The sequence below is a fragment of the Marinobacter sp. es.048 genome, assembly GCF_900188435.1.
Classification (GTDB): Bacteria; Pseudomonadota; Gammaproteobacteria; order Pseudomonadales; family Oleiphilaceae; genus Marinobacter.
The window spans coordinates 133172-154188 of the sequence record NZ_FYFA01000001.1 but is presented as its reverse complement, the minus strand read 5'-3'; the positions used below and the strand labels follow the sequence as shown (position 1 = coordinate 154188).

Genomic DNA, 21017 nt, shown 5'->3' with positions numbered 1-21017 from the left:
GAATATTTCGAGCGCTCGTTCTAATTTTGGGTTCCGGAGGTCGAGATATGAACAATTCCAATAACACGAACCTTGGCAATACAAGTTGGTCCCTGCGCGTGGATGGCAAGATTGCACTGGTCACCGGCGCCGCTGGCGGACTGGGCCACAGCTTTACCCAATGCCTGCTCGAGGCCGGTGCCACGGTGATTGTCAGTGGCCGCCGCCGCGAAGCGCTGGAGTCTCTCAAGAACGAATTTCCCGACCATGCCGGTCGGATCCATGTGGTCACAATGGATGTCACCGACGAGGCCAGTGTCACTGAAGCCTTTGACACCATGGCCGATGACGTCGGCATCCCGGATGTGGTGGTTTCCAATGCCGGTGTGGCCACCAGCGAGAAGGCGCTGGACCTGACCGGTTCCGACTGGGACCGCGTAGTCGACACTAACCTCAAAGGTTGTTGGCTGGTGGCCAACGAGGCTGCCCGTCGTCTGTCCGCCATCAACAAAGGCGGCAGCATCATCATGATTTCTTCCATTCTCGGTCATCGCGTGGCCGGCAACGTGGCGCCCTACGCCGCGGCCAAGGCCGGTGTCGAGCAACTGACCCGGGCATTGGCGCTGGAATGGGCCCGGTATGGCATTCGCGTCAATACCCTCGCTCCGGGTTACATCGAGACCGATCTGAACCGTGATTTCTTTACCACCGAGCCCGGCCAGAAAATGATTCGCCGGATTCCCCAGCGCCGTCTCGGCCAGGCAGGGGATCTGAGTGGGCCACTGTTGCTGCTGGCCTCTAACCTTTCCGACTACATGACCGGCAGCACCCTCGTGGTGGATGGCGGTCATCTTCAATCTTCGCTTTAAGGAGTAGGCTGTGGACTTCAATCTGAACCCCAGGAACGAGTCGTACCGGAATCGTATCCGGGGCTTTGTGGAACAGGAGCTGTTGCCCCTGGAGCAGAACCCGGAGGCGTATGACGAGCATGAGAACATCGCGCCGGACTATCTGGAGCAGATGCGCGTCAAGGCCAGACAGCAGGGCCTGTGGTGCCTGCAGATTCCTGAGCACCTTGGTGGCCAGGGCCTGGATATCCAGGGCATGGCGGCTTGTTACGAAGAGATGAACCGGTCCATCTTCGGACCTGTGGTGTTCAATTCCGCAGCCCCGGACGACGGCAACATGATCGTATTGGCCAAGGTGGCTACTGAGGTCCAGAAGGAAAAGTGGCTCAAGCCCATCGTCGAGGGCAAGGTCCGGTCATCGTTCGCCATGACCGAGCCACCTCCCGGTTGCGGCTCGGACCCGGGCATGATGCAGACCACCGCGACCCGTAAGGGCGATCGCTGGGTTATCCATGGCTACAAGCATTACATCACCGGGGCCGGGGAGGCTTCCCACTTCATACTGATTGCCCGTACCTCTGACGATACCCGCAAGGGGCTCAGCGCCTTCCTGTTCCACAAGGACGATCCGGGCTGGGAAGTAGTCCGTCGGATCCCGATCATGGGTCCGGAGGAACATGGAGGTCATTGCGAGATACGCTTTGACGGCCTGGAAATTCCGGACGAGAACCGGCTGATGGAGGTAGGAGACGGCCTGAAGGTCACCCAGATCCGCTTGGGCACGGCCCGTCTGACCCATTGTATGCGCTGGCTGGGCTTGGCCCGCCGGTCCCTGGAGATTGCCACCGAATACGTGGATACCCGGGAATCCTTCGGTCAGACCCTGTCACAACGAGAAGGTGTGCAGTGGCTGCTCGGCGAGGCCGCAATGGAGATCCAGATTGGCCGGCTGCTGACCATGCATGCTGCCTGGAAGCTGGATCAGGGCGACTTCGCCCGCAAGGAAGTGTCCATGGCCAAGGTGGCCGTGGCGGACACCCTGCACAAGTCGGTGGATACAGCCATTCAGTTGTGCGGAGCCCGGGGGTATTCCAAGGATACGCCACTGGAGTGGATATACCGTTATGCCCGTCAGGCACGGTTGGTTGATGGTGCGTCGGAAATTCACAAGATGGTGTTCTCGAAGACACTGCTGGCAGAGCGTGCAGATTTCTGGCACTGGGGGGTGAAGGCCTGATGTCAGCCCTTGCCGACACCTTCAGCACCTTTATTGCACGGCAAACTGGTGCCCGGAGTGCTCGGGTTATCGAGTTCGACAAGCTTTCCGGGGGCGCCATTCAGGACAACTTCGGGCTGACCCTGGAGCTGGACGGCGGCAGCCGGCCGGGCCGGCAGGAATTTGTGGTCCGACAGGACGCCCCTTCCGGGGTTGCGGAAAGCCTGTCCCGACCGGAGGAATTCCGGGTGTTGCAGGCAGCGTTCGAGGCTGGTGTCACAGTGCCTGAGCCGCTCTGGCTTTGTGAGGATGAGGATGTTACCGGGCGCATCTTCTATGTCATGACCCGGGCCTCAGGCAGTTCATCACCGCGTAAGTTGGTGAAAGGTGATCTAAACAACAATCAGCGTCAGCAACTTGTCCGACGGTTTGGCGCAGAGCTGGCCCGGCTGCACACTGTGCGGCCGCCGAACGACTTGCTGGTTTTCCTGGAGATGCCGGCAGAGAGCAATCCCGCCCTGAACCGTGTGGCACTCTATCGCCGCTATCTGAAGGAAATCGGCGAACCGCATCCAGTGTTGGAATGGGCCCTGAACTGGCTTGAGGACCACGCGCCCGAGCCCGGCCCGACAGTCCTGTGCCACTGCGATTTCCGCACCGGCAACTACATGGTAGACGGCGATGAGCTGACCGCGGTCCTGGATTGGGAATTCGCGGCCTGGAGTGATCCCTGTGAGGATCTGGGCTGGCTCTGTTGCAGGAGCTGGCGTTTCGGCGGTGATGACCGGGAAGTCGGTGGCGTTGGCGACAAACAGGATCTTCTGGACAGTTATCGGGAAGTGAGTGGCGCCGACGTCGATCCGGCGGTGGTCAGTTACTGGGAAGTCATGGCGCTGGTGCGCTGGGCCATGATTGCGCTGCAACAGGCACGCCGGCACATGTCCGGAGAACAGCGCTCGCTGGAGTTGGCCCTCACCGGGCGAATGGTGGCCCAGATGGAATACGACCTGCTGAAACAGATTCCGGAATTGGAGGAAGGGCAATGATCAACGAGCCGGATAGCCGCGATCTGCTGACCGAAGCCCGCCAGGTGCTTCTGGATTCCCTGGTGCCTGAACTGGCAGGGGAGCAGAAATATGAGGCCCTGATGATTGCCAATGCCATGGGCATGGCGATCCGGGAGATCGAGCAGCGGGATCAGGGTGAGCCTGACGCCACCGACCGGTTGCTGTCGAAATTCCTGGCTGGATACCAGCTGCCGGATGCCGCTTCACAGGGTGAGCAGACTCTGGCACGGGCCATCCGTGAACGCCGGCTCAATGGCGATGATCCGGAACTGAGATCGGTTCTGAAGGGCATGACGGAGGCCCGGTTACGAATCAACAACCCGGGCTTTCTGAAATAATCCGGACAGTCCAGGACGGTGAGACATGAATAAGTACAAGAATCTGAAAAAGACCGCCGCCAATCATTCCGTTCTCACACCGCTGACGCTGCTTCAGCGCTCAGCGCGGGTCTACCCGGAGAAGCGGGCGGTCATCGACGATGATATGAGCCTCTCCTATCGGGAACTGCATCGCCGTTGCCGGCAGATGGCGGATGCCCTGCGCGTCCGGGGTATTGTTCCCGGCGATACGGTAGCGATCCTGTGTCCCAACAGCCATGAAATGCTTGAGTCTCATTACTCGGTGCCCATGGCCGGCGCGGTGCTGAATTCCATCAATATCCGCCTGGATGCGGCAACCCTTTCGTTCATCCTGGCCCATGGCGAAGCGAGGGTTCTGTTCTACGACACCCAGTGGGAAAACCAGGTCCGGGCGGCGATCGCCGAGCTTGAGGTGCCGCCGCTGCTGGTGGCCATCGAGCGAAAGGCCGGTGCCAGCGAGGGCCTGGCGGAACTGGAATATGAGTCGCTCCTGGCGGACGGCGATCCGGAGGCATCGTGGTTGCAGCCGGACGACGAGTGGGATGCGATCACCCTGAACTACACCTCCGGCACCACCGATAATCCCAAGGGCGTGGTCTACCACCATCGGGGTGCCTATCTGGCCGCCATGTCTAACGCCATGGCCTTCGATATGACGGCAGAGACCGTCTACCTCTGGACCTTGCCGATGTTCCACTGCAACGGCTGGGCCTATACCTGGGCGATCACCGCCGTCGGCGGCACCCACGTCTGCCTGCGGGAGGTGGATACCCGGGAGATCTATCGCCGGATTGAGGAATACGGCGTGACCCACATGTGCGGCGCCCCGGTGGTGATGAACATGCTGGTACAGGATCTGGGCCGCGAGAACCTGACCCTTACCCGGCGCGCCCGTTTCGCCCTCGGTGGCGCCGCGCCCCCCAGCAGTGTGATTCGCAAGGCCGAGGAGATCGGGTTCGAGATCACCCACCTGTACGGACTGACCGAAACCTTCGGGCCGTCCACCCTGTGCGTGCCCCAGCCGGAATGGCAGGAACTGCCTCTGGAAGAAAGGGCCGTAAAGATGTCACGGCAGGGTGTGCCCACCCATGGACTCGACGAAGTGGACATCCTGGATATGGCCAGCGGCGAGCCCGTACCGGCCGATGGCAGGACCATGGGTGAGATTTGCATCCGGGGCAACACCGTGATGAAGGGCTACCTGAAGAATCCGGACGCGACGGAGAAGGCCTTCGGGGGTGGCTGGTTCCATACCGGCGATCTGGCGGTCATGCACCCGGATCACTACGTCGAAATCCGGGATCGGGCCAAGGATGTGATCATCTCCGGCGGTGAGAACATCTCAAGCCTTGAGGTGGAGGAGGTGCTCTACCGACACCCGGGAGTCTCCGAAGCGGCCGTCGTCGCCATGCCGGACGAGAAGTGGGGCGAGGTACCCTGTGCCTTCGTCAATCCCATCGATGACGGTGGCGAGCTGACCGCTGAGGAAGTCATTGCCTTTTGCCGGGAGCATATGGCGCATTTCAAGGCGCCAAGAAAAGTGGTGCTGGGCGAACTGCCCAAGACTGCCACTGGCAAGATCCGTAAAAACATTCTCCGGGACTCTCTGTCGCGATGACTGGGCTGTCCCGATGATTGGGCTGACCATGGTCAGCAGGAGGTTGCGATAGAGCGAACAACGCATTCAGACCAACTAAGACAGGTTCCGTTATAACGGGCCTGACAGTTCCAGTGAAAACAAAGACAAGAACACAGGAGCATTAACATGAAAAATATAAGCATCAAGAAACTTCTGGTTGCGATGACAGTCGCCGCCACGCTGGGTACAGCTGGAACCAGTTATGCCGAGGATCCAATTCGGATCGGTGGCATCTACATTCTCTCCGGTAGTGCGGCCACCTATGGTGAGTTTGCCCAGAGAGGCATTAACCTGGCGGTAGATGAAATCAACGATTCCGGTGGCATTCTGGGTCGCCAGGTCGAAATGATCTATGAGGACAGCCAGGGCAAGGCCTCGGTTGCTATCCAAGCCGCCCGGAAACTGGTCTACTCTGAAGGTGCCGATGCCCTGGTGGGGCTGGACAGCTCGGGTGTGGCCCAGGGCATGGTGCCGACCATGCCAGAGCTTCAGAAACCACTGATCATCACTCACGCCGCCACGCCGGATGTCACCGGCAAGCTGTGTAACCCGTTCACCTACCGCATCAGCGTCAACGTGGCCCAGAACATGAAAGCGGCGGCGATGGTGGCGGCTGAAACCGACGCCACCAACTGGACCACTATTGGTCCGGACTATGCCTTCGGTCATCAGTCCTGGGAGTTCTTTGGCAACTACCTCAAGGACATCAAGCCAGATGTGAACCTGATTTCGGAGACTAACTTTCCGCGCTTCGGTGCCGAGGATTTCACCCCCTTCATTGATCGGGTCATGGACTCTGATGCCGAGGGTGTTCTGATCTCCGTCTGGGGTGGTGACCTGGTGAACTTTATTCGCCAGGCCAACAACCGCGGATTCTTCGAGAAGGATCTGGAAGTTATGTTCACCGTTGGTGCCGCCACCGAAGTACTTTCGGCCCTGGGTGACGAAATGCCTGGGGGTGTGCACCTGTCCACTCGCTACTGGTACGAGGCCTACAACAACGACATCAACGACCGTTTCGTGAAGGCCTACATCGATGCCTACGGCAATCCTCCGAGCTATAACGCCGAGGGAGCCTACGCTGCCATCTACGCCTACAAACAGGCGATGGAGATGGCCGGAACCACCGATGGCCAAGCTGTGGCCAAGGCACTCAGTGGCATGAGCATGGAGGCTCCGAACGGCACCGTTACTTTCCGCAAAGGCGATAACCAAGCCATGGTCAGCCCGAACTGGGGCGTTTCCGGCCCGATGCACGCCGAGCACGGCATTCGGACCTTGACCAACCTGCAGATCTTCGACGGTGAAAAAGTAGCCCGCACCATCGAAGAGACCGGTTGCAAGCTCTGATCTGAACCTTCTCACTAGCTTGCCGTGGCGTCCTCCTGGGCGCCACGAAACCGGCCCTAACGTAATGAGGTAATCCATGTCTGGCATCGGAGCGGCGTTGCTAAATAGTCTCGATATCGGGCTGCTGCTGTTCATCATCGCAGTGGGCCTGAATATCGTGTTTGGTGTTCTGAACATCATCAACTTTGCCCACGGGGCTCTCTACATGCTGGGGGCCTATCTGGCATTCACCCTGATCAATATTGCAGGCATGCCTTTCTGGTCTGCCTTACTCCTGGCTCCTGTTGGCGTTGCCATCCTGGCGGTGATCATCGACCGGGTTCTGTTGCGCTTCATCTATTCCCGGGACGTGGCAGACAGCCTGCTACTGACCTTCGCCATTCTCCTGATTATCAACGAGAGTGTGCGGATGATCTGGGGTAGCGGTATTTATGTGGTCCAGCCTCCACAGCTGCTTGCTGGTTCGGTGCAGCTGCTGGGCAGTTCTGTTGCTACCTATAGCCTGTTTGTGATCGTTGTCGGCCTGTTGCTGCTGGCCGGGCTATGGTACGTGTTCAACCGTACCCGCGTCGGCCGCATCATGCGGGCAGCTGCACTGGACCGGGATATGGCCGAGGCGCTGTGCATCAACACCAGAATGGTAGTGACCGGCGTCTTTGCGTTCGGTGCCTGGTTGGCCGCCGTTGGCGGTGTTATGGCAGCGCCCATGCGCGCGTTGGACCCTGGCATGGGAGACAAGATCATTATCGAGTCCTTCATTGTGGTGGTCATCGGCGGTCTTGGCAGCTTTCCGGGTGCTCTCATCGGCGCCATTATCCTGGGACTGATTCATGGTTTCGGTGGCCGTTACCTGCCGGAAGTGAACCTGCTGTTGCCGTTTGTAGGTATGGCACTGGTTCTGTTGTTCAAGCCACACGGCATTATGGGTAAGGGAGCAACGGCATGAACATTAAGATGAAGGTTCTGATGGCCATTCTGGCCATGGTGATTGCAGGGCTGGTTGCGGTGCCCTGGATTGCTTCCTATTTTTATGTATTTATCTTTACCGAAATTCTGATCCTGGGTCTGTTTGCTGCAAGCTTTAATCTGATTTTCGGTTATACCGGCATGCTGAGTTTCGGGCATGCGGCCTTCTTCGGTATTGGTTCTTATGCCACTGCGTTGGTGCTGATCCATCTGGAGTGGCCGTTCCTGGCCTGCCTTCTGGTTTCCATGGGGGTGTCTGCAGCTCTTGCGCTGGTGATTGGCTTCCTGAGTGTCCGGCTCAATGAAGTGTACTTTGCCATGCTTACTCTGGCATTTGGCATGATGGTCTTTGCCATTGCCTATCAGTGGCGGTCGGTGACCAACGGCAGTGACGGCATTGCCGGTTTTACTCTTGGTTCATTCGGTCTCGGCATTGATCTGGCTCTGGCCAATCCTGCGGTCTATTACCACGTGGTTCTGAGTATTGTCGCTATTGCGTCGGTGGTGCTCTATGTCATTTGCCGCAGCTCCTTCGGCATGATCCTCAAGGCCATCCGCCAGAACCCCGAACGGGTATCCTTTGCCGGGTTGAACGTACGCAGGTACCGGCTGGTGGCTTTCGTCATCGCCGGCACGTTTGCTGGCCTGGCCGGTGGTCTGATAGCCCCGTTCCTGCGAGTAGCCAGCCCCGAACTGCTGCACTGGTCCATGTCTGCGGAACCCATCCTGATGGCAATCCTTGGCGGCACCGGGTATTTTCTGGGTCCGTTCATCGGATCTGCTGCGTTCGTATTGCTGGAAACCTGGATCACCACTTATACAGAAGCCTGGATGCTGGTTCTGGGTGTCATCCTGGCAGTGATGGTGATCTTCTTTCGCAAGGGGTTGCTGGGCACCATTATTGACTGGTGGATGGAGGTGAAGAAATGAGTAGTCCGATCCTGACCATCGATAACCTTACCAAGCGCTTTGGAGGTGTTACCGCTGTATCCGCAATCAATATGGAGGTGATGCCGAAAGAAACCATCGCCATCATCGGTCCTAATGGCGCTGGTAAGACTACCTTCTACAACATGGTCTCCGGACGGATGCAACCGACGGAAGGCAAGATTATTCTCGACGGCATGGACATCACTGGTCTGGCTCCTCACAAGATCAGCCGCATGGGGGTGTCCCGTTCGTTCCAGATCAATAATATCTTCCCCGAGATGTCGGTACAGGAGAACGTCGAGGTGGTGTTGTCCGCCTATCATGGCCACAGCCGAAAACTGTTCAACATTGCTTCACGCAACACGGGTATCCAGCAGGAAGCGGTCGAGTATCTCAAACGTCTGGGCATCGATAGTCTGAAGGAGCAGCGCGCCGAAGTGATCAGTTACGGTGACAAGCGCCTGCTTGAAATCGCCATGGTGCTGGCAACACAGCCCAAGCTGGTTCTTTTGGATGAACCCACAGCGGGCATGACTCCGGATGAAACCCGGCGTACCACCCGGCTGATCAAGAGCCTGGCGGACAGCGGCGACTACACATTCCTGATAACTGAACACGACATGGATGTGGTCTTCAATCTGGCAGACCGTATTCTGGTCATGCACCGGGGAGAGAAGCTTTTTGCCGGTACGCCGGAAGAAGTGAAAAGTCATCCGGAGGTTCGTCGTGCCTACCTGGGTGAGGAAGACGACGAGGCAGTCGAGGAGGCCAACCAATGATTCTTGATGTTCGCAATATCCAGACGTTCTACGGCGAGAGCCAGGCTTTGCAGGGCGTCACCCTTCAGCTCGAAGCCGGTGAGACGGTATGCATCCTCGGCCGGAATGGCGCGGGAAAGAGCACTACCTTGAAAAGCATTATGGGTCTGACTCCTCCGAGGTCCGGAGAGGTGATCTATGATGGCAAGCCGGTTCAGGGCTGGCCAGCCCACCGGATTGCTCGCGCAGGCATCGGTTATGTGCCAGAAGATCGCCGTATATTCCCAGGGCTGACAGTTCGGGACAATCTGGATGTGGCAGCGTATCAACGCAAAGGCAGTGCTGCCCGCTGGACGGTGGGTGGTATCCTCGATAAATACGAGATGCTGGGTGAGCGGGCAGATCAGGACGGTGCAACTCTGTCTGGTGGCCAGCAACAGATGCTGGCGGTAGCGCGCTCGCTGATGATTCAGCCAAAGCTGTTGTTGTTGGATGAGCCCAATGAAGGCCTGGCCCCAGTGATCGTCCAGCAGATTGGTGAGCTGATTGACGATCTTAGCCAGACTACAACTATCCTGTTTACCGACCAGAGCGTGAGGTTTGCCCTCAAGCATGCCCAGCGGGCCTACATCCTCGAAAAGGGCCAGGTGGTGCACGAGGCAAGCAGTGAAGAACTCAGGGCTGATCAGGCCACCCAAGACCGATTCCTGTCGGTGGCATAATCTGAAGTATAATCCCCGCCGCAGGAGCGGACAGGCGTGGTACCAATGATCGAAAACTATGAGGCATTTCGCAACGAGTTGAGCATGTCCAAGGAGGATGTGGTCCGCGAGGTTTATCGCCAGAACAAGGACAGGATCAGCATCAAGAAGGAGGCGACGGCGGTCAAGAACCTGATTCGCATCATCGAGTCGACGCTGAGACTGGCCAATTCCAAGGGCTTCCACGCCATGACCTTGAGAGATCTTTGCTCGGACTCTGGCATGAGCATGGGTGGCCTTTATGCCTACATCCGCAACAAGGACGACCTGATCCACCTGATCCAGAGCCATGGCTTCACCATCACCCGCCGCACCCTGTTGCACTACACTGGCGAGGTGGTTGATGTACGTGACAAGCTGTTTTCTGCGATCAAGGCGCACCTTTATCTGAGCGAGCTTATGCGGGCCTGGTTTTATTTCTCCTATATGGAAGCGAAGAGTCTGCCGGCGCCGGAAAAGCGCGATGCGGTCGCCATCGAGCTGGAGATCGAAGACATTTTCCTGAACGTTATTGAGGACGGTATCAAGGCAGGCGTGTACCAGCCGAGAAATGTCCGGCTGGTGGCTTCGATGATCAAGGCCCTGTTGCAGGACTGGTACCTGAAACGCAGGAAATACCGCGACCAAAGTGTTGCTGTTGACGACTACGCTGCGTTTGTCAGGGATGTAATTGAAAGCTATCTGCTGTGAGGGCTGTGATGACTATCAGTTTGACGAATCCGGAACTGCTGCGCGAAGGCGCTTATATCAATGGCGAATGGGTCCAGGCCCGTTCGGGTAATGTGTTGCCGGTGACCAATCCGGCTAATGGCGAACATCTGGCCAACGTGCCAGATATGGGTGTCGACGATACCCGGCAGGCGATTCAGTTAGCCGAGGCGGCCGGGCCTGAATGGCGGGCGCGTCCGGCCAAGGAGCGTGCCGGAATCCTGCGTCGGTGGTTTGATCTGGTGATGCAGAACCAGGAAGATCTGGCTCGGTTGATGACCGCGGAGCAGGGCAAGCCGCTGGCAGAAGCACGGGGCGAGGTGGGTTACGGCGCCAGTTTCGTCGAATGGTTCTCCGAGGAGGCCAAGCGGGCCTATGGCGACGTGATTCCGGGCCATGGCCGTGACAAGCGCATCGTGGTGATTAAACAACCCATTGGGGTGGTGGCGGCGATCACACCCTGGAATTTTCCGGTGGCGATGATCACCCGTAAGGTGGCCCCAGCCCTGGCGGCAGGCTGCCCGGTGGTGGTCAAACCGGCAGAAGATACTCCGCTGTGTGCGCTGGCCCTTGCGGTACTGGCGGAGGAGGCCGGTGTCCCGCCCGGGGTTATCAATATTGTGACCTGTTCGAAAGGCCGGGCGCCTGAGGTAGGCGAGGAACTGACTACCAATCCGGTGATTCGCAAGGTGTCGTTCACCGGCTCGACACCGGTGGGCAAAATGTTGATGCGCCAGGCCAGTGGCACGGTTAAGAAAGTGAGCCTGGAGCTCGGAGGCAATGCGCCGTTCATCGTCTTTGACGACGCCGATCTCGATGCCGCTGTGACTGGATTGATGGCCTCCAAGTACCGCAACACCGGGCAGACCTGTGTCTGTGCCAACCGCATCTATGTCCAGTCCGGTGTGTATGATCAATTTGTTGAAAAGCTGAAGGAAGCCGTCAGCAAGATGGTGGTGGGCGCAGGCCTTGAGGGTGAAACCCACCAGGGCCCGCTGATCAACCAGGCAGCTCTGGACAAGGTCCGGCGCCACATCGCTGATGCCACAGGCAAGGGTGCAAAAGTGGCCCTGGGAGGGCAGGTGCACGCCCTCGGTGGTACCTTCTTTGAGCCGACCATCCTCACCGACGTCACTCAGGATATGCTAGTGGCCAGTGAGGAGACCTTTGGTCCTGTGGCGCCGTTATTCCGCTTTGATACCGAGGAACAGGCGATTGCTATGTCCAACAATTCGGAATTCGGTCTGGCAGCCTACTTCTACAGCAACGATATCCGGCGCATCTGGCACGTGGCAGAGGCCCTGGAAACCGGCATGATTGGTATCAACGATGGGATCATTTCTACCGAGGCGGCGCCATTCGGCGGGGTCAAGGAAAGCGGCCTTGGCCGGGAAGGCTCGCGTTATGGCCTGGACGAGTTCATGGAGCTCAAATACCTGTGCCTAGGTGGCATGCGCTAAAACGTCGGTTGCGAGGTGAATCGGATGGCAGGATCCCTGTCTCACCTGCGTGTGCTGGATCTTTCCCGAGTTCTGGCTGGCCCTTGGGCGGGGCAGATCCTCGGTGACCTGGGCGCGGAGGTCATCAAGATCGAGCGCCCAGGAACCGGAGACGACACCCGCTCCTGGGGGCCTCCTTATCTGCAGGGCGCTGATGGTAACGCTGAGCTCTCTGCCTACTTCCTGACCGCCAACCGGAATAAACAGTCTCTGGCGATTGATATCGCGCACCCGGAGGGTCAGGAGCTGATCCGCAAGTTGGTGGCTGAATCGGATGTGGTATTGGAAAACTTCAAGGTTGGTGGCCTAAAACACTACGGATTGGATTATGACAACCTGAAGCACATCAATCCGAAACTTATCTACTGCTCGATTACTGGGTTTGGCCAGGATGGCCCTTACGCGAATCGGCCCGGATATGACTTTCTGATCCAGGCTATGGGCGGACTGATGAGTATCACCGGGCAGCCGGACGGTGAGCCCGGCGCGGGTCCCGTTAAGGTAGGGGTGGCCCTGACAGACATCATGACCGGGCTATACGCGACTGTGGGTGTGCTCGCCGCCCTCAGCCACCGGGATCGGACCGGCGAGGGCCAGTATGTGGAAACTGCGCTGCTGGATGTGCAGGTGGCGTGCCTGGCCAACCAGGCGATGAATTATCTGACCACGGGCAATGCACCGGCCAGGATGGGAAACGCCCACCCCAATATTGTGCCTTACCAGGATTTCCCTACGGCGGATGGCAACATGGTGCTGACCGTGGGCAACGATCAACAGTTTGCCCGGCTGTGTGACGTGCTCGGCCATCCCGAGTGGGCAAACGATGAGCGCTTTGCGACTAACCGTGCAAGGGTGGCAAACCGCAGGGAGCTGATCCCCAGATTGAGGCAGACGACGGTGATGCGGTCTACTCTGGAGTGGGTGCAAATCCTCGAGGAGGCCGGGGTTCCCTGTGGTCCGGTTAATACTCTGGATCAGGTATTTGATGATCCCCAGGTTCTGGCGCGGGACATGAAACAATCCGTTGGCCATCCGGTCCTGGGTAAGGTGCCAACGGTCGGTAATCCGATCAAGTTGAAACTGACGCCAGTAACTTATCGCACAGCGCCGCCACTGTTGGGGGAGCAATCGGAAAAGGTTCTACAGCAGATTGCGGGACTGTCCGCAGTCGAGATTGAGGCGCTCCGTGAGCGCGGCGTTATATCGTGAGTTGCCAACAGCGGCTAGGAACCGGTTCTCCCACTTAGTTTACCGCCCCTGAAATTGCGCGCTTCGCTTGGCCAGAAATGCCGATACACCCTCTGCGAAATCCGTGGTTCGAGTCATGTCCAGAAAAGCCGACCGCTCGGCTTCAAGGTGGGCAGCCAACTGATCGCCGTTAGCGCGGTCAGTGAGCTGGCGGAACGCGCCAAAAGCCCGTGTCGGGCCATTAGCGACTTTCTTGATCATCTTGCTCAACAGACTGTCATAATCGCTCGCCGGGGCGAACTCTGTGATGATTCCCCAGTCTTTGGCTTCAGTGGCACTGAGAGTTCGCCCCAGCAGCATAAGTTCTGCCGCTCTGCCAGCGCCCAGCTTGTGAGCCAGAAACCAGCTGCCGCCGCAATCCGGAACCGCGCCAATACCGTTATAGGCCACCAGAAATTTCGCGTCTTCCTCGGCGATCACCAGGTCGGCCATCAGTGTGAGGCTGAGTCCCGCGCCAGCGGCCACTCCCCTGACCGCGGCGATCACCGGGGCATCCATGCTGCGTAGGAGCAGGATAGCAGGATTGACGGCATCTAATATTGCGCTAATGGCTGCTCCTGCCTGCTCAGACGTTCCAGCCATGCTGGACACGTCACCACCGGCCATGAAAGCCCGCCCTGCACCTGTCAGAACGATGCAACGAACGCCGGAAAGACTACGGATTTCCTGAACCGCTGCGAGAAAAGCCTGTGCCAGAGGTACATTGATGGCGTTGAGGGCCTCAGGACGATTGAAGGTCAACCTGGCCACACCTGTTTCGGTATCAAATGCGGTGGTTATCAGTGTGTCTGTCATGGTGAATCGCACTCCCGATCCGCCAGGTCTGAAGATCAGAAACCTGCGTACTGATGATTGTTGTTTGTCGGGTATCAGGATAGAGCGGTTTGCCTAATGTTGCCTGAATGGACTACTTTAAAACTTGATCGGGGCTAACCCCGACGACAGGAAAAAACAAAAATTACAATCATCTTCGGGCGTGAGATGGGTATCGGCAGGGCGTGTTCACGTGCCTGAGTACCCGGCGCCAGGGGTGCCGGGAGGTAGTGTGAGCATCCTTGAAATCAGTAACCTGTCTCTGTCGTTTGGTGGTGTGAAGGCGCTGCAGGACGTGAGTTTCCGGGTGCCTGAAAACACGGTAACAACCATTATCGGCCCGAACGGTGCCGGCAAGACGTCGTTGTTCAACTGCATTTCCGGCTTTTACAAACCCCAGCAGGGCAGCATCCGCTATCAGGGGCAGACGCTGTCGGGCAGTATCAAACCGCCGAAACGAGCCGCATTGGGCCTGGCACGAACCTTCCAGAACATTGCCCTGTTCCGGGGTATGACCGTACTCGACAACATCAAGCTGGGCGCCCACGTGCACATGAAGAGCGGTCTGCTCAGTGCCCTGGCCTATGTCGGCCCGGCCCGGCGTGAAGAAATGGCCGTCCGCAAAGATGTGGAAGAGAGGATTATCGACTTCCTCGAGATAGACCACATCCGCCGCCAACCGGTGGCGAGTCTTTCCTACGGCCTCCAGAAACGGGTGGAGCTGGCCCGGGCGCTAGCCATGCAGCCGAAAGTACTGATGCTCGATGAGCCGGTGGCGGGTATGAACCGGGAGGAAAAGGAAGACATGGCCCGGTTTATTCTCGACATCCGGGAAGAGTGGGGTGTCACCGTGCTGATGGTGGAGCACGACATGGGCATGGTAATGGATATTTCCGACCACATCGCGGTGCTCAACTTTGGTCAGGTCATCACCGAAGGCCTGCCTGCGGACGTTCAGAACAACCCCGAGGTGATCAAGGCGTATCTTGGCAACAGCGATATCGAGAGCCTTCGCAAAAAGCTCAATGCCGAGGGGGAGGCCGCCTGATGGATTGGTTGTTCTTCGGCGAAATCAGCCTGGCGGGGCTGGCCATGGGCGGCCTATACGCCCTCATCGCCCTGGGTTTTGTGATCATCTATAAGGCGACGCGGGTCATCAATTTCGCCATCGGCGAGATCATGATGTTCGCGGCTTACCTGTTCCTGGCGTTTGCCGGTGGCATGGAAATGTCACCCTGGATTGCCCTGCCGCTGGCGGTTATCGGCGGCAGTATTCTCGGTGGCGTCATTGAAAAGACCATGATCCGTCCGATGCTGGGCGAGTCGCCGATCTCGGTGGTGATGGTGACTATCGGGATCGCCAGCATTCTGGTGGGCCTGGTGGAGTTCATCTGGACGGCCGATCCGCAGCTGCTGCCCAATTTCCTGCCCCGGGAGCCGGTGTTTATCGGTGAGTTGTATCTGGCGCCCAAAATTGCCTATGGCTTTCTCATCGGCTCGGCCCTTCTTATTGTCTATCTGCTCTATTTCCGGTTCTCCCGGGGCGGCGTGGCCCTGCGAGCCACCGCCTCGGATCAGGCAGCAGCCTATTCCATGGGCATCAATGTGCGCCGGGTCTTCAACATGGCGTGGGTGTTCGGCTCTCTGGCGGCATCCCTCGCGGGTGTGCTGGTGGCGGCCACCGGCGGTCTCAGCCCGCAATTCGGGATCATTGGCCTGAGTGTTCTTGTAGTGGTGATCGTTGGCGGTCTGGACAGCATTCTTGGCGCCCTGGTGGCCGGCGTGTTCATTGGCTGGCTGGAGACCGTGGCGGGCGCCTATCTGGGCGGTGAATACCGGATGCCGGCCACCTTCCTGGTGCTGGCGATCATCCTGGTGATCCGCCCCTACGGCCTGTTCGGCACCCACGAAATAGAGCGAGTGTAAGATGCGCATCGGTGACGCAAAACAGAGTTACGAGGCCGATGAGGCAATCTGGACCAGCCAGACCCAGAAGCTGTGGCTGGGGTTCTTCCTGCTGATTTTGCTGGTCTTCCCTTTTATCGTGGACTCCTATCTGCTGTACCTGGGGTGCCTGGTCGGCATCGCAGTCATCAGTACGACAGGTCTGAATATCCTGACCGGCTTTACCGGCCTGATTTCACTGGGCCAGGCCGGGTTTATGGGAGTGGGCGCCTACACCGTTGCCTGGCTGTCGATTAACACCACATTGCCATTCCCGGTGACTCTGGTGCTGGCCGGTCTGATGGCCGCCGCCGTCGGGATCCTGGTGGGCCTGCCCTCGCTTCGCGTCAAAGGCCTGTACCTGGCCATTGCTACCCTGGCGGCCAGCGTGTTCCTGCATTTTATCTTCGCCGAGTGGGAGTCCGTGACCGGCGGTATGGGCGGCCTGAGCCTGGAACCGGCGCACCTGTTCGGTCTGACCTTCCAGAGTGATTTCATGATGTATTTCATCATTGTGCCGCTGGCGGTGCTGATGGTGATGGGTGCCAGGAATGTGTTCCGGACCAGAATCGGCCGGGCCTTTATCGCCATTCGCGACCGGGATATCTCCGCGGAGATCTTGGGCATTAACCTGTTGCGCTACAAGCTGATGTCTTTTGCACTCAGCTCCTTTTATGCCGGGGTCGCCGGTGGCCTCTTTGCCTATTTCTTTCGGGTGGTTACACCGGAAAGCTTCCCGCTTTCCATGTCCATTTTCTACCTTGCCGCGGTGATCGTCGGCGGCATGGGTAATCTGCTGGGTGGCATTCTCGGCGCCGCCTTCATGACGCTGGTACCGGAAGCCCTGAAACTGCTGACCGCCGCGCTGACGCCCTTTTATCCGAATGCGCCGGTGTTCATGTCGCCGATGCTGGAAATCATCTTTGGCGCGCTGATCGTGGGCTTCCTGATTTTCGAACCCCATGGCCTGGCGGAGATCTGGCACCGGATCCGCCGCTTCTTCCGCCTGTGGCCATTCCGGAATTAATCGTGTTTCAACGGGTTCGTCACCGAGAACCCATGCACCATCAACAACAAGAAGCAGCAAGGAGAAGAAACATGTTCAGAAACATCCTCAAGAAAGGTCGCCGGCTTGCCGGGCTTGGTAGCCTCGTCGCTGCGCTCACGGTCGCCTCCCCGGCGATGGCCCAGGATAAAGAGCCCATTGTATTCGGGGGCTCCATTCCACTCTCCGGCGTCTTTGCCTTTGCCGGCATTCACCTTCATGCGGGACTCACGGACTACACCACCTGGATCAACAGCCAGGGCGGCATCAATGGCCATCCCGTGGAATATGTCATGGAAGACACCGCCTATGAGGTGGACCGGTCAGTCGCAGCCTTCAAGAAGATTTCCGGCAGCAACTCCCCGGCCACCTATTACGGTGACAGCACCGGTTTCATGAAGGCCATTGCCTCGGAGCTCAACAGCCAGGGCAACACCCTGATGAGCGGCGCGTCCTTCGCCACCGTACTGACCGACAATGAAACCTATCCGTATCAGTTCATTCCGGGGCCGAACTACAGCCAGATGTTCGGGATCATCCTGGAGTACATCGCCTCCCAGGGTGAGGGTGGCGACATGCCGAACGTGGCGTTTGTCTACAGTGACACGGAGTTCGGCAAGGACCCGATCGAGAATGGCAAGGCCCGCGCGGCCGAACTGGGCATCGAAGTGGTGGAAGAGATTGTCACCAAGCCGGGTAGCGTCGACGTGTCTGCCGAGGTGCTGAAGCTGCGCCGTGTGCGCCCGGATTACGTGGTGTTCCACGGCTACGTGCTGTCACCGATCAACGAGTTCATGGTGCAGATGCGCCAGATGGGTCTGGACACCCAGTTTATGGGTACCTTCTGGTCTTCCGACAAGCTGATCATTGACAAGATGGGCGCGGATGCCGACGGCTACATGGGTGTGATGCCCTACAACTACTACGACAGTGAGGAAGGCGGGCCGATGCTGGAGGCTCTACGGGCCCAGGCCGAGAAGAGCGATCCAGAGGCTGGATACCGCCCCACCGGTTACATACAGGGCTGGTTTAACGCCATGGTCTGGACAGAAGTGATCAAACGCACCCTGGATGCCGGCAAGGAGCTGACCGCGGATAACATGGCAGAGGCTCTGGCCTCCATCGAAGACTGGGACACCGGCGGTATCATCGGGATTCCGGTGACCGTGCGGGACATGTCTTTCCCGGTAGGCCGTATCTGGCGGGTGAACGCTGACGAAGGCCGCTATGAGCCGGTGTCGGACTGGATCCACCTCGACTGAGGGGCTGTATGGAAGCCTTACTGGAAATCGATAATATCGAGGTGGTCTACAACAAATCAGTGCAGGTCCTCCGGGGCCTGTCACTGCGAGTGCCGGAGGGTGCAATCGTGGCACTCCTCGGCTCCAATGGCGCCGGTAAATCGACCACGCTGAAAAGTGTCTCCGGCCTGCTGACCCTGGAAGATGGAGAAGTAACGGCCGGGGAAGTTCGCTTCAGGGGTAAGGATGTGAAGGGTACACCCCCTGAAAAACTGGTGCGCAACGGGCTATTCCACGTGATGGAAGGGCGGCGGGTGTTTGAAGATCTCACGGTGGAGGAAAATCTGATTGCTGCTACCTATGCACTCAGCGGCAGCAAGCCATCGCTGAGTGACAGCTATGAGCTGGTCTATAACTACTTTCCACGCCTGAAGGAACGCCGTAAGCAGCTGGCCGGCTACCTCTCCGGCGGCGAGCAGCAGATGCTTGCCCTGGGACGGGCGTTAATCGCCCAGCCGGACCTGATCATGCTGGATGAGCCCTCCCTCGGCCTGGCGCCGCTGCTGGTGGAAGAGATCTTTACCATCGTGGCCAGAATCAACCGGGAACAGGGGACCGCCATTCTTCTGGTGGAACAGAACGCCGCAGTGTCACTGGCCATTGCGTCCTACGGTTACATCATGGAGAACGGCAAGGTCGTGATCGACGGCCCGGCGGACAAACTCACGGCCAATGAAGATGTTCAGGAATTCTATCTGGGTGTGGGGGGCAAGGAAGGGGAGGTCCGCAGTTATCGAGACATCAAGCACTACAAACGCCGTAAACGGTGGCTGTCATGACAACGCCTTCCATACCTGACCTCACGCTCACCCAGATGCTCCGGGCCCACGCCCGGGAGCGGCCGGACGCCCTTGCCCTTCGCCAGAAAGACTTCGGTATCTGGCAGGCCTATTCCTGGCAGGATTATTACCGGCGGGCGCGGCACTTTGGATTGGGGCTTCGTGCCATGGGGCTCGAACCAGGCGGCCACGTGGCCATTATCTCTGAAAACCGGGTGGAGTGGGTCATCGGCCAGATGGGCATCGGCCTGGTACAGGGCATCTGTGTCGGGGTTTATCCCACCAGTCCCTGGAACGAGGTGGCCTATGTTCTTGAGCACAGTGACGCGGAATTCGTGATCTGTGAAGATCAGGAGCAGACCGACAAGGTGCTGGAGGCCTGGCCAGATCTGCCCCAACTGAAACACTGCATTGCCATCGATATGAAGGGCCTGCGCTATTACCCGGAGCCGCCGGCTGCGTTCGAGGATATCGAGGCCAGGGGCCGGGAATTCGAAACGCAGCATCTCAACCTGGTGGATGAATTGCTGGACAGCCAGCAAATGGATGACACCGCCCTGATGATCTATACCTCCGGATCCACCGGCCGACCCAAGGGGGCCATGATCAGCTGGCACAACCTGCACTCCGCGGCGCCGGGGCTGATTGAGCTGTTGCAGGCCGACGAGCACGGCTCCAGCCTCTCCTACCTGCCACTATGCCATGTGGCCGAACAGGCCTTTACCAATATTGCTCCGGTCTATGTGGGCAGTACGGTCAGCTTCGGTGAGAGCCTGCGGACCATTCAGGAGGATTTGCGGGAAATTGCACCGACCTTCTTCCTGGGGGTGCCGAGGATTTGGGAGAAGTTGCACTCCTCCATTTACATCAAGATCCAGGAGACGGGTCGGTTGAGGCAGGCGTTGTTCAACTGGGCCATCCGTGTGTGTTCACCCATGGCCATGAAGCCACGCTCAGAATGGAATCTGAAGGAAAAAGGCCTTTACAGCATCAGCTACTGGCTCGTGTTGCGTGCCTTGCAGAATTTTATTGGCCTGCGCCGATGCACCATTGCCCTCACGGGGGCGGCTCCCATATCCACGGGCATTCTCGAATTTTTCCGGACCATTGGCATTCCCCTGGTGGAGGTCTACGGCCAGACGGAAAGCACCGGCGTTGCCACGGCGCAGCTGATTGATGATGTGCATCTGGGGACGGTGGGGGTAGCTGTGTCCGGGGTTGAGGTAACGCTTGGCGAGCACAACGAGATCATCATGCGCGGTGGCAGCATGTTCAAGGGGTATTACAAGAACGAAGAGGCCACGGCTTCAACTTTGAAGGATGGCTGGCTGCACACCGGCGACGTGGGTGAATGGCGGGATGGCCAGCTCAAGATCGTCGACCGTCTGAAAGACATCATGATCACCGCCGGCGGCAAGAATCTTTCACCAACGGAGATCGAAAACACCATCAAGGCCAGCCCCTATATCAAGGAATGCATTGTGATCGGTGAGGCCAGAAAATATGTGTCTGCGCTGATCCAGATTGATTTCGATACAGTAGCCAAGTGGGCAGAGCAGGAGCGGATTGCCTATACCACTTTCCGCAGCCTGACCGAGCAGACGCGGGTAAATGAACTGATTCAGGCGGAAGTGAACCGGGGTAACAAGCAGTTGCCCCAGGTGGCCCAGATCAAGCGTTTCCACCTGCTTACCAAGGAGCTTGACCACGATGACGATGAGGTAACGGCGACCATGAAAGTCCGCCGGAGCAATATCTACGAGAAGTATACGGAGGTGATCGAGTCGCTTTACGCCTGACAGCGAGG

The 21017-nt window shown here is 58.3% G+C and carries 20 protein-coding genes; 19 read left to right on the top strand and 1 reads right to left on the bottom strand.

Going from position 1 to position 21017, the window contains the following annotated elements:
* Positions 1-47 precede the first annotated feature (47 nt).
* The 13 genes from CFT65_RS00740 to CFT65_RS00680 all read left to right on the top strand — a co-directional run bounded on the left by CFT65_RS00740 (position 48) and on the right by CFT65_RS00680 (position 13289).
* Positions 48-848 carry an SDR family NAD(P)-dependent oxidoreductase gene (locus CFT65_RS00740; RefSeq protein ID WP_088826151.1) on the top strand — a complete coding sequence of 267 codons (801 nt, stop codon included), beginning with the start codon at positions 48-50 and terminating at the stop codon, positions 846-848.
* A gap of 10 nt (positions 849-858) precedes the next feature.
* Entirely contained in the window at positions 859-2064 is a 1206-nt protein-coding gene (locus CFT65_RS00735) for an acyl-CoA dehydrogenase family protein (protein WP_088826150.1), read from the top strand.
* Positions 2064-3089 carry a phosphotransferase family protein gene (locus tag CFT65_RS00730; protein ID WP_088826149.1) on the top strand — a complete coding sequence of 342 codons (1026 nt, stop codon included), beginning with the start codon at positions 2064-2066 and terminating at the stop codon, positions 3087-3089. The genes CFT65_RS00735 and CFT65_RS00730 overlap by 1 nt, the downstream gene beginning before the upstream one ends.
* A complete protein-coding gene (locus tag CFT65_RS00725) occupies positions 3086-3448 on the top strand; it encodes a DUF6285 domain-containing protein (protein WP_088826148.1) in 363 nt (120 codons plus the stop codon). The genes CFT65_RS00730 and CFT65_RS00725 overlap by 4 nt, the downstream gene beginning before the upstream one ends.
* Positions 3449-3473: 25 nt before the next feature.
* Positions 3474-5087 carry a long-chain-fatty-acid--CoA ligase gene (locus CFT65_RS00720; protein ID WP_088826147.1) on the top strand — a complete coding sequence of 538 codons (1614 nt, stop codon included), beginning with the start codon at positions 3474-3476 and terminating at the stop codon, positions 5085-5087.
* Positions 5088-5234: 147 nt separating this feature from the next.
* On the top strand, positions 5235-6458 hold the full coding sequence (locus CFT65_RS00715) for an ABC transporter substrate-binding protein (RefSeq protein ID WP_088826146.1): 1224 nt from the start codon (positions 5235-5237) through the stop codon (positions 6456-6458).
* Positions 6459-6534: 76 nt separating this feature from the next.
* Entirely contained in the window at positions 6535-7404 is an 870-nt protein-coding gene (locus CFT65_RS00710) for a branched-chain amino acid ABC transporter permease (protein WP_088826145.1), read from the top strand.
* Positions 7401-8354: a branched-chain amino acid ABC transporter permease gene (locus tag CFT65_RS00705; RefSeq protein ID WP_228705747.1), complete on the top strand. Its 954-nt coding sequence runs from the start codon at positions 7401-7403 to the stop codon at positions 8352-8354. Before CFT65_RS00710 ends, CFT65_RS00705 begins: the two co-directional genes overlap by 4 nt.
* Entirely contained in the window at positions 8351-9133 is a 783-nt protein-coding gene (locus tag CFT65_RS00700; RefSeq protein WP_088826144.1) for an ABC transporter ATP-binding protein, read from the top strand. The genes CFT65_RS00705 and CFT65_RS00700 overlap by 4 nt, the downstream gene beginning before the upstream one ends.
* Positions 9130-9834 carry an ABC transporter ATP-binding protein gene (locus tag CFT65_RS00695; RefSeq protein ID WP_088826143.1) on the top strand — a complete coding sequence of 235 codons (705 nt, stop codon included), beginning with the start codon at positions 9130-9132 and terminating at the stop codon, positions 9832-9834. The genes CFT65_RS00700 and CFT65_RS00695 overlap by 4 nt, the downstream gene beginning before the upstream one ends.
* Positions 9835-9879: 45 nt before the next feature.
* Positions 9880-10563, top strand: a complete 684-nt coding sequence (locus tag CFT65_RS00690; protein WP_088826142.1) for a TetR/AcrR family transcriptional regulator — start codon at positions 9880-9882, stop codon at positions 10561-10563.
* Positions 10564-10577: 14 nt separating this feature from the next.
* Complete coding sequence (locus CFT65_RS00685; RefSeq protein ID WP_323807563.1) at positions 10578-12041, top strand: NAD-dependent succinate-semialdehyde dehydrogenase; 1464 nt, start codon at positions 10578-10580, stop codon at positions 12039-12041.
* A gap of 24 nt (positions 12042-12065) precedes the next feature.
* Positions 12066-13289 carry a CaiB/BaiF CoA transferase family protein gene (locus CFT65_RS00680; RefSeq protein WP_088826140.1) on the top strand — a complete coding sequence of 408 codons (1224 nt, stop codon included), beginning with the start codon at positions 12066-12068 and terminating at the stop codon, positions 13287-13289.
* A gap of 39 nt (positions 13290-13328) precedes the next feature.
* Here the strand turns inward: CFT65_RS00680 and CFT65_RS00675 are convergent, their stop codons facing one another.
* A complete protein-coding gene (locus CFT65_RS00675; RefSeq protein ID WP_088826139.1) occupies positions 13329-14123 on the bottom strand; it encodes an enoyl-CoA hydratase-related protein in 795 nt (264 codons plus the stop codon).
* Between the two features lie 250 nt (positions 14124-14373).
* Here CFT65_RS00675 and CFT65_RS00670 point away from each other — a divergent pair, with 250 nt between their 5' ends.
* The 6 genes from CFT65_RS00670 to CFT65_RS00645 all read left to right on the top strand — a co-directional run bounded on the left by CFT65_RS00670 (position 14374) and on the right by CFT65_RS00645 (position 21009).
* Complete coding sequence (locus CFT65_RS00670) at positions 14374-15189, top strand: ABC transporter ATP-binding protein (RefSeq protein ID WP_088826138.1); 816 nt, start codon at positions 14374-14376, stop codon at positions 15187-15189.
* On the top strand, positions 15189-16067 hold the full coding sequence (locus tag CFT65_RS00665; protein ID WP_014579204.1) for a branched-chain amino acid ABC transporter permease: 879 nt from the start codon (positions 15189-15191) through the stop codon (positions 16065-16067). Before CFT65_RS00670 ends, CFT65_RS00665 begins: the two co-directional genes overlap by 1 nt.
* A 1-nt stretch (position 16068) precedes the next feature.
* Positions 16069-17112: a branched-chain amino acid ABC transporter permease gene (locus CFT65_RS00660; RefSeq protein WP_088826137.1), complete on the top strand. Its 1044-nt coding sequence runs from the start codon at positions 16069-16071 to the stop codon at positions 17110-17112.
* Between the two features lie 71 nt (positions 17113-17183).
* Positions 17184-18392, top strand: a complete 1209-nt coding sequence (locus tag CFT65_RS00655; RefSeq protein ID WP_088826136.1) for an ABC transporter substrate-binding protein — start codon at positions 17184-17186, stop codon at positions 18390-18392.
* A gap of 8 nt (positions 18393-18400) precedes the next feature.
* Positions 18401-19210, top strand: a complete 810-nt coding sequence (locus CFT65_RS00650) for an ABC transporter ATP-binding protein (protein WP_088826135.1) — start codon at positions 18401-18403, stop codon at positions 19208-19210.
* Positions 19207-21009 carry an AMP-dependent synthetase/ligase gene (locus CFT65_RS00645; RefSeq protein WP_088826134.1) on the top strand — a complete coding sequence of 601 codons (1803 nt, stop codon included), beginning with the start codon at positions 19207-19209 and terminating at the stop codon, positions 21007-21009. Before CFT65_RS00650 ends, CFT65_RS00645 begins: the two co-directional genes overlap by 4 nt.
* Positions 21010-21017 lie beyond the last annotated feature (8 nt).

Excerpts from the sequence above, each read along its gene's own strand:
- CFT65_RS00740 (WP_088826151.1), top strand. The coding sequence starts at position 48 with ATGAACAATTCCAATAACACGAACCTTGGCAATACAAGTTGGTCCCTG.
- CFT65_RS00730 (WP_088826149.1), top strand. The coding sequence starts at position 2,064 with ATGTCAGCCCTTGCCGACACCTTCAGCACCTTTATTGCACGGCAAACT.
- CFT65_RS00725 (WP_088826148.1), top strand. The coding sequence starts at position 3,086 with ATGATCAACGAGCCGGATAGCCGCGATCTGCTGACCGAAGCCCGCCAG.
- CFT65_RS00720 (WP_088826147.1), top strand. The coding sequence starts at position 3,474 with ATGAATAAGTACAAGAATCTGAAAAAGACCGCCGCCAATCATTCCGTT.
- CFT65_RS00715 (WP_088826146.1), top strand. The coding sequence starts at position 5,235 with ATGAAAAATATAAGCATCAAGAAACTTCTGGTTGCGATGACAGTCGCC.
- CFT65_RS00710 (WP_088826145.1), top strand. The coding sequence starts at position 6,535 with ATGTCTGGCATCGGAGCGGCGTTGCTAAATAGTCTCGATATCGGGCTG.
- CFT65_RS00705 (WP_228705747.1), top strand. The coding sequence starts at position 7,401 with ATGAACATTAAGATGAAGGTTCTGATGGCCATTCTGGCCATGGTGATT.
- CFT65_RS00700 (WP_088826144.1), top strand. The coding sequence starts at position 8,351 with ATGAGTAGTCCGATCCTGACCATCGATAACCTTACCAAGCGCTTTGGA.
- CFT65_RS00695 (WP_088826143.1), top strand. The coding sequence starts at position 9,130 with ATGATTCTTGATGTTCGCAATATCCAGACGTTCTACGGCGAGAGCCAG.
- CFT65_RS00690 (WP_088826142.1), top strand. The coding sequence starts at position 9,880 with ATGATCGAAAACTATGAGGCATTTCGCAACGAGTTGAGCATGTCCAAG.
- CFT65_RS00680 (WP_088826140.1), top strand. The coding sequence starts at position 12,066 with ATGGCAGGATCCCTGTCTCACCTGCGTGTGCTGGATCTTTCCCGAGTT.
- CFT65_RS00675 (WP_088826139.1), bottom strand. The coding sequence starts at position 14,123 with ATGACAGACACACTGATAACCACCGCATTTGATACCGAAACAGGTGTG.
- CFT65_RS00665 (WP_014579204.1), top strand. The coding sequence starts at position 15,189 with ATGGATTGGTTGTTCTTCGGCGAAATCAGCCTGGCGGGGCTGGCCATG.
- CFT65_RS00660 (WP_088826137.1), top strand. The coding sequence starts at position 16,069 with ATGCGCATCGGTGACGCAAAACAGAGTTACGAGGCCGATGAGGCAATC.
- CFT65_RS00655 (WP_088826136.1), top strand. The coding sequence starts at position 17,184 with ATGTTCAGAAACATCCTCAAGAAAGGTCGCCGGCTTGCCGGGCTTGGT.
- CFT65_RS00650 (WP_088826135.1), top strand. The coding sequence starts at position 18,401 with ATGGAAGCCTTACTGGAAATCGATAATATCGAGGTGGTCTACAACAAA.
- CFT65_RS00645 (WP_088826134.1), top strand. The coding sequence starts at position 19,207 with ATGACAACGCCTTCCATACCTGACCTCACGCTCACCCAGATGCTCCGG.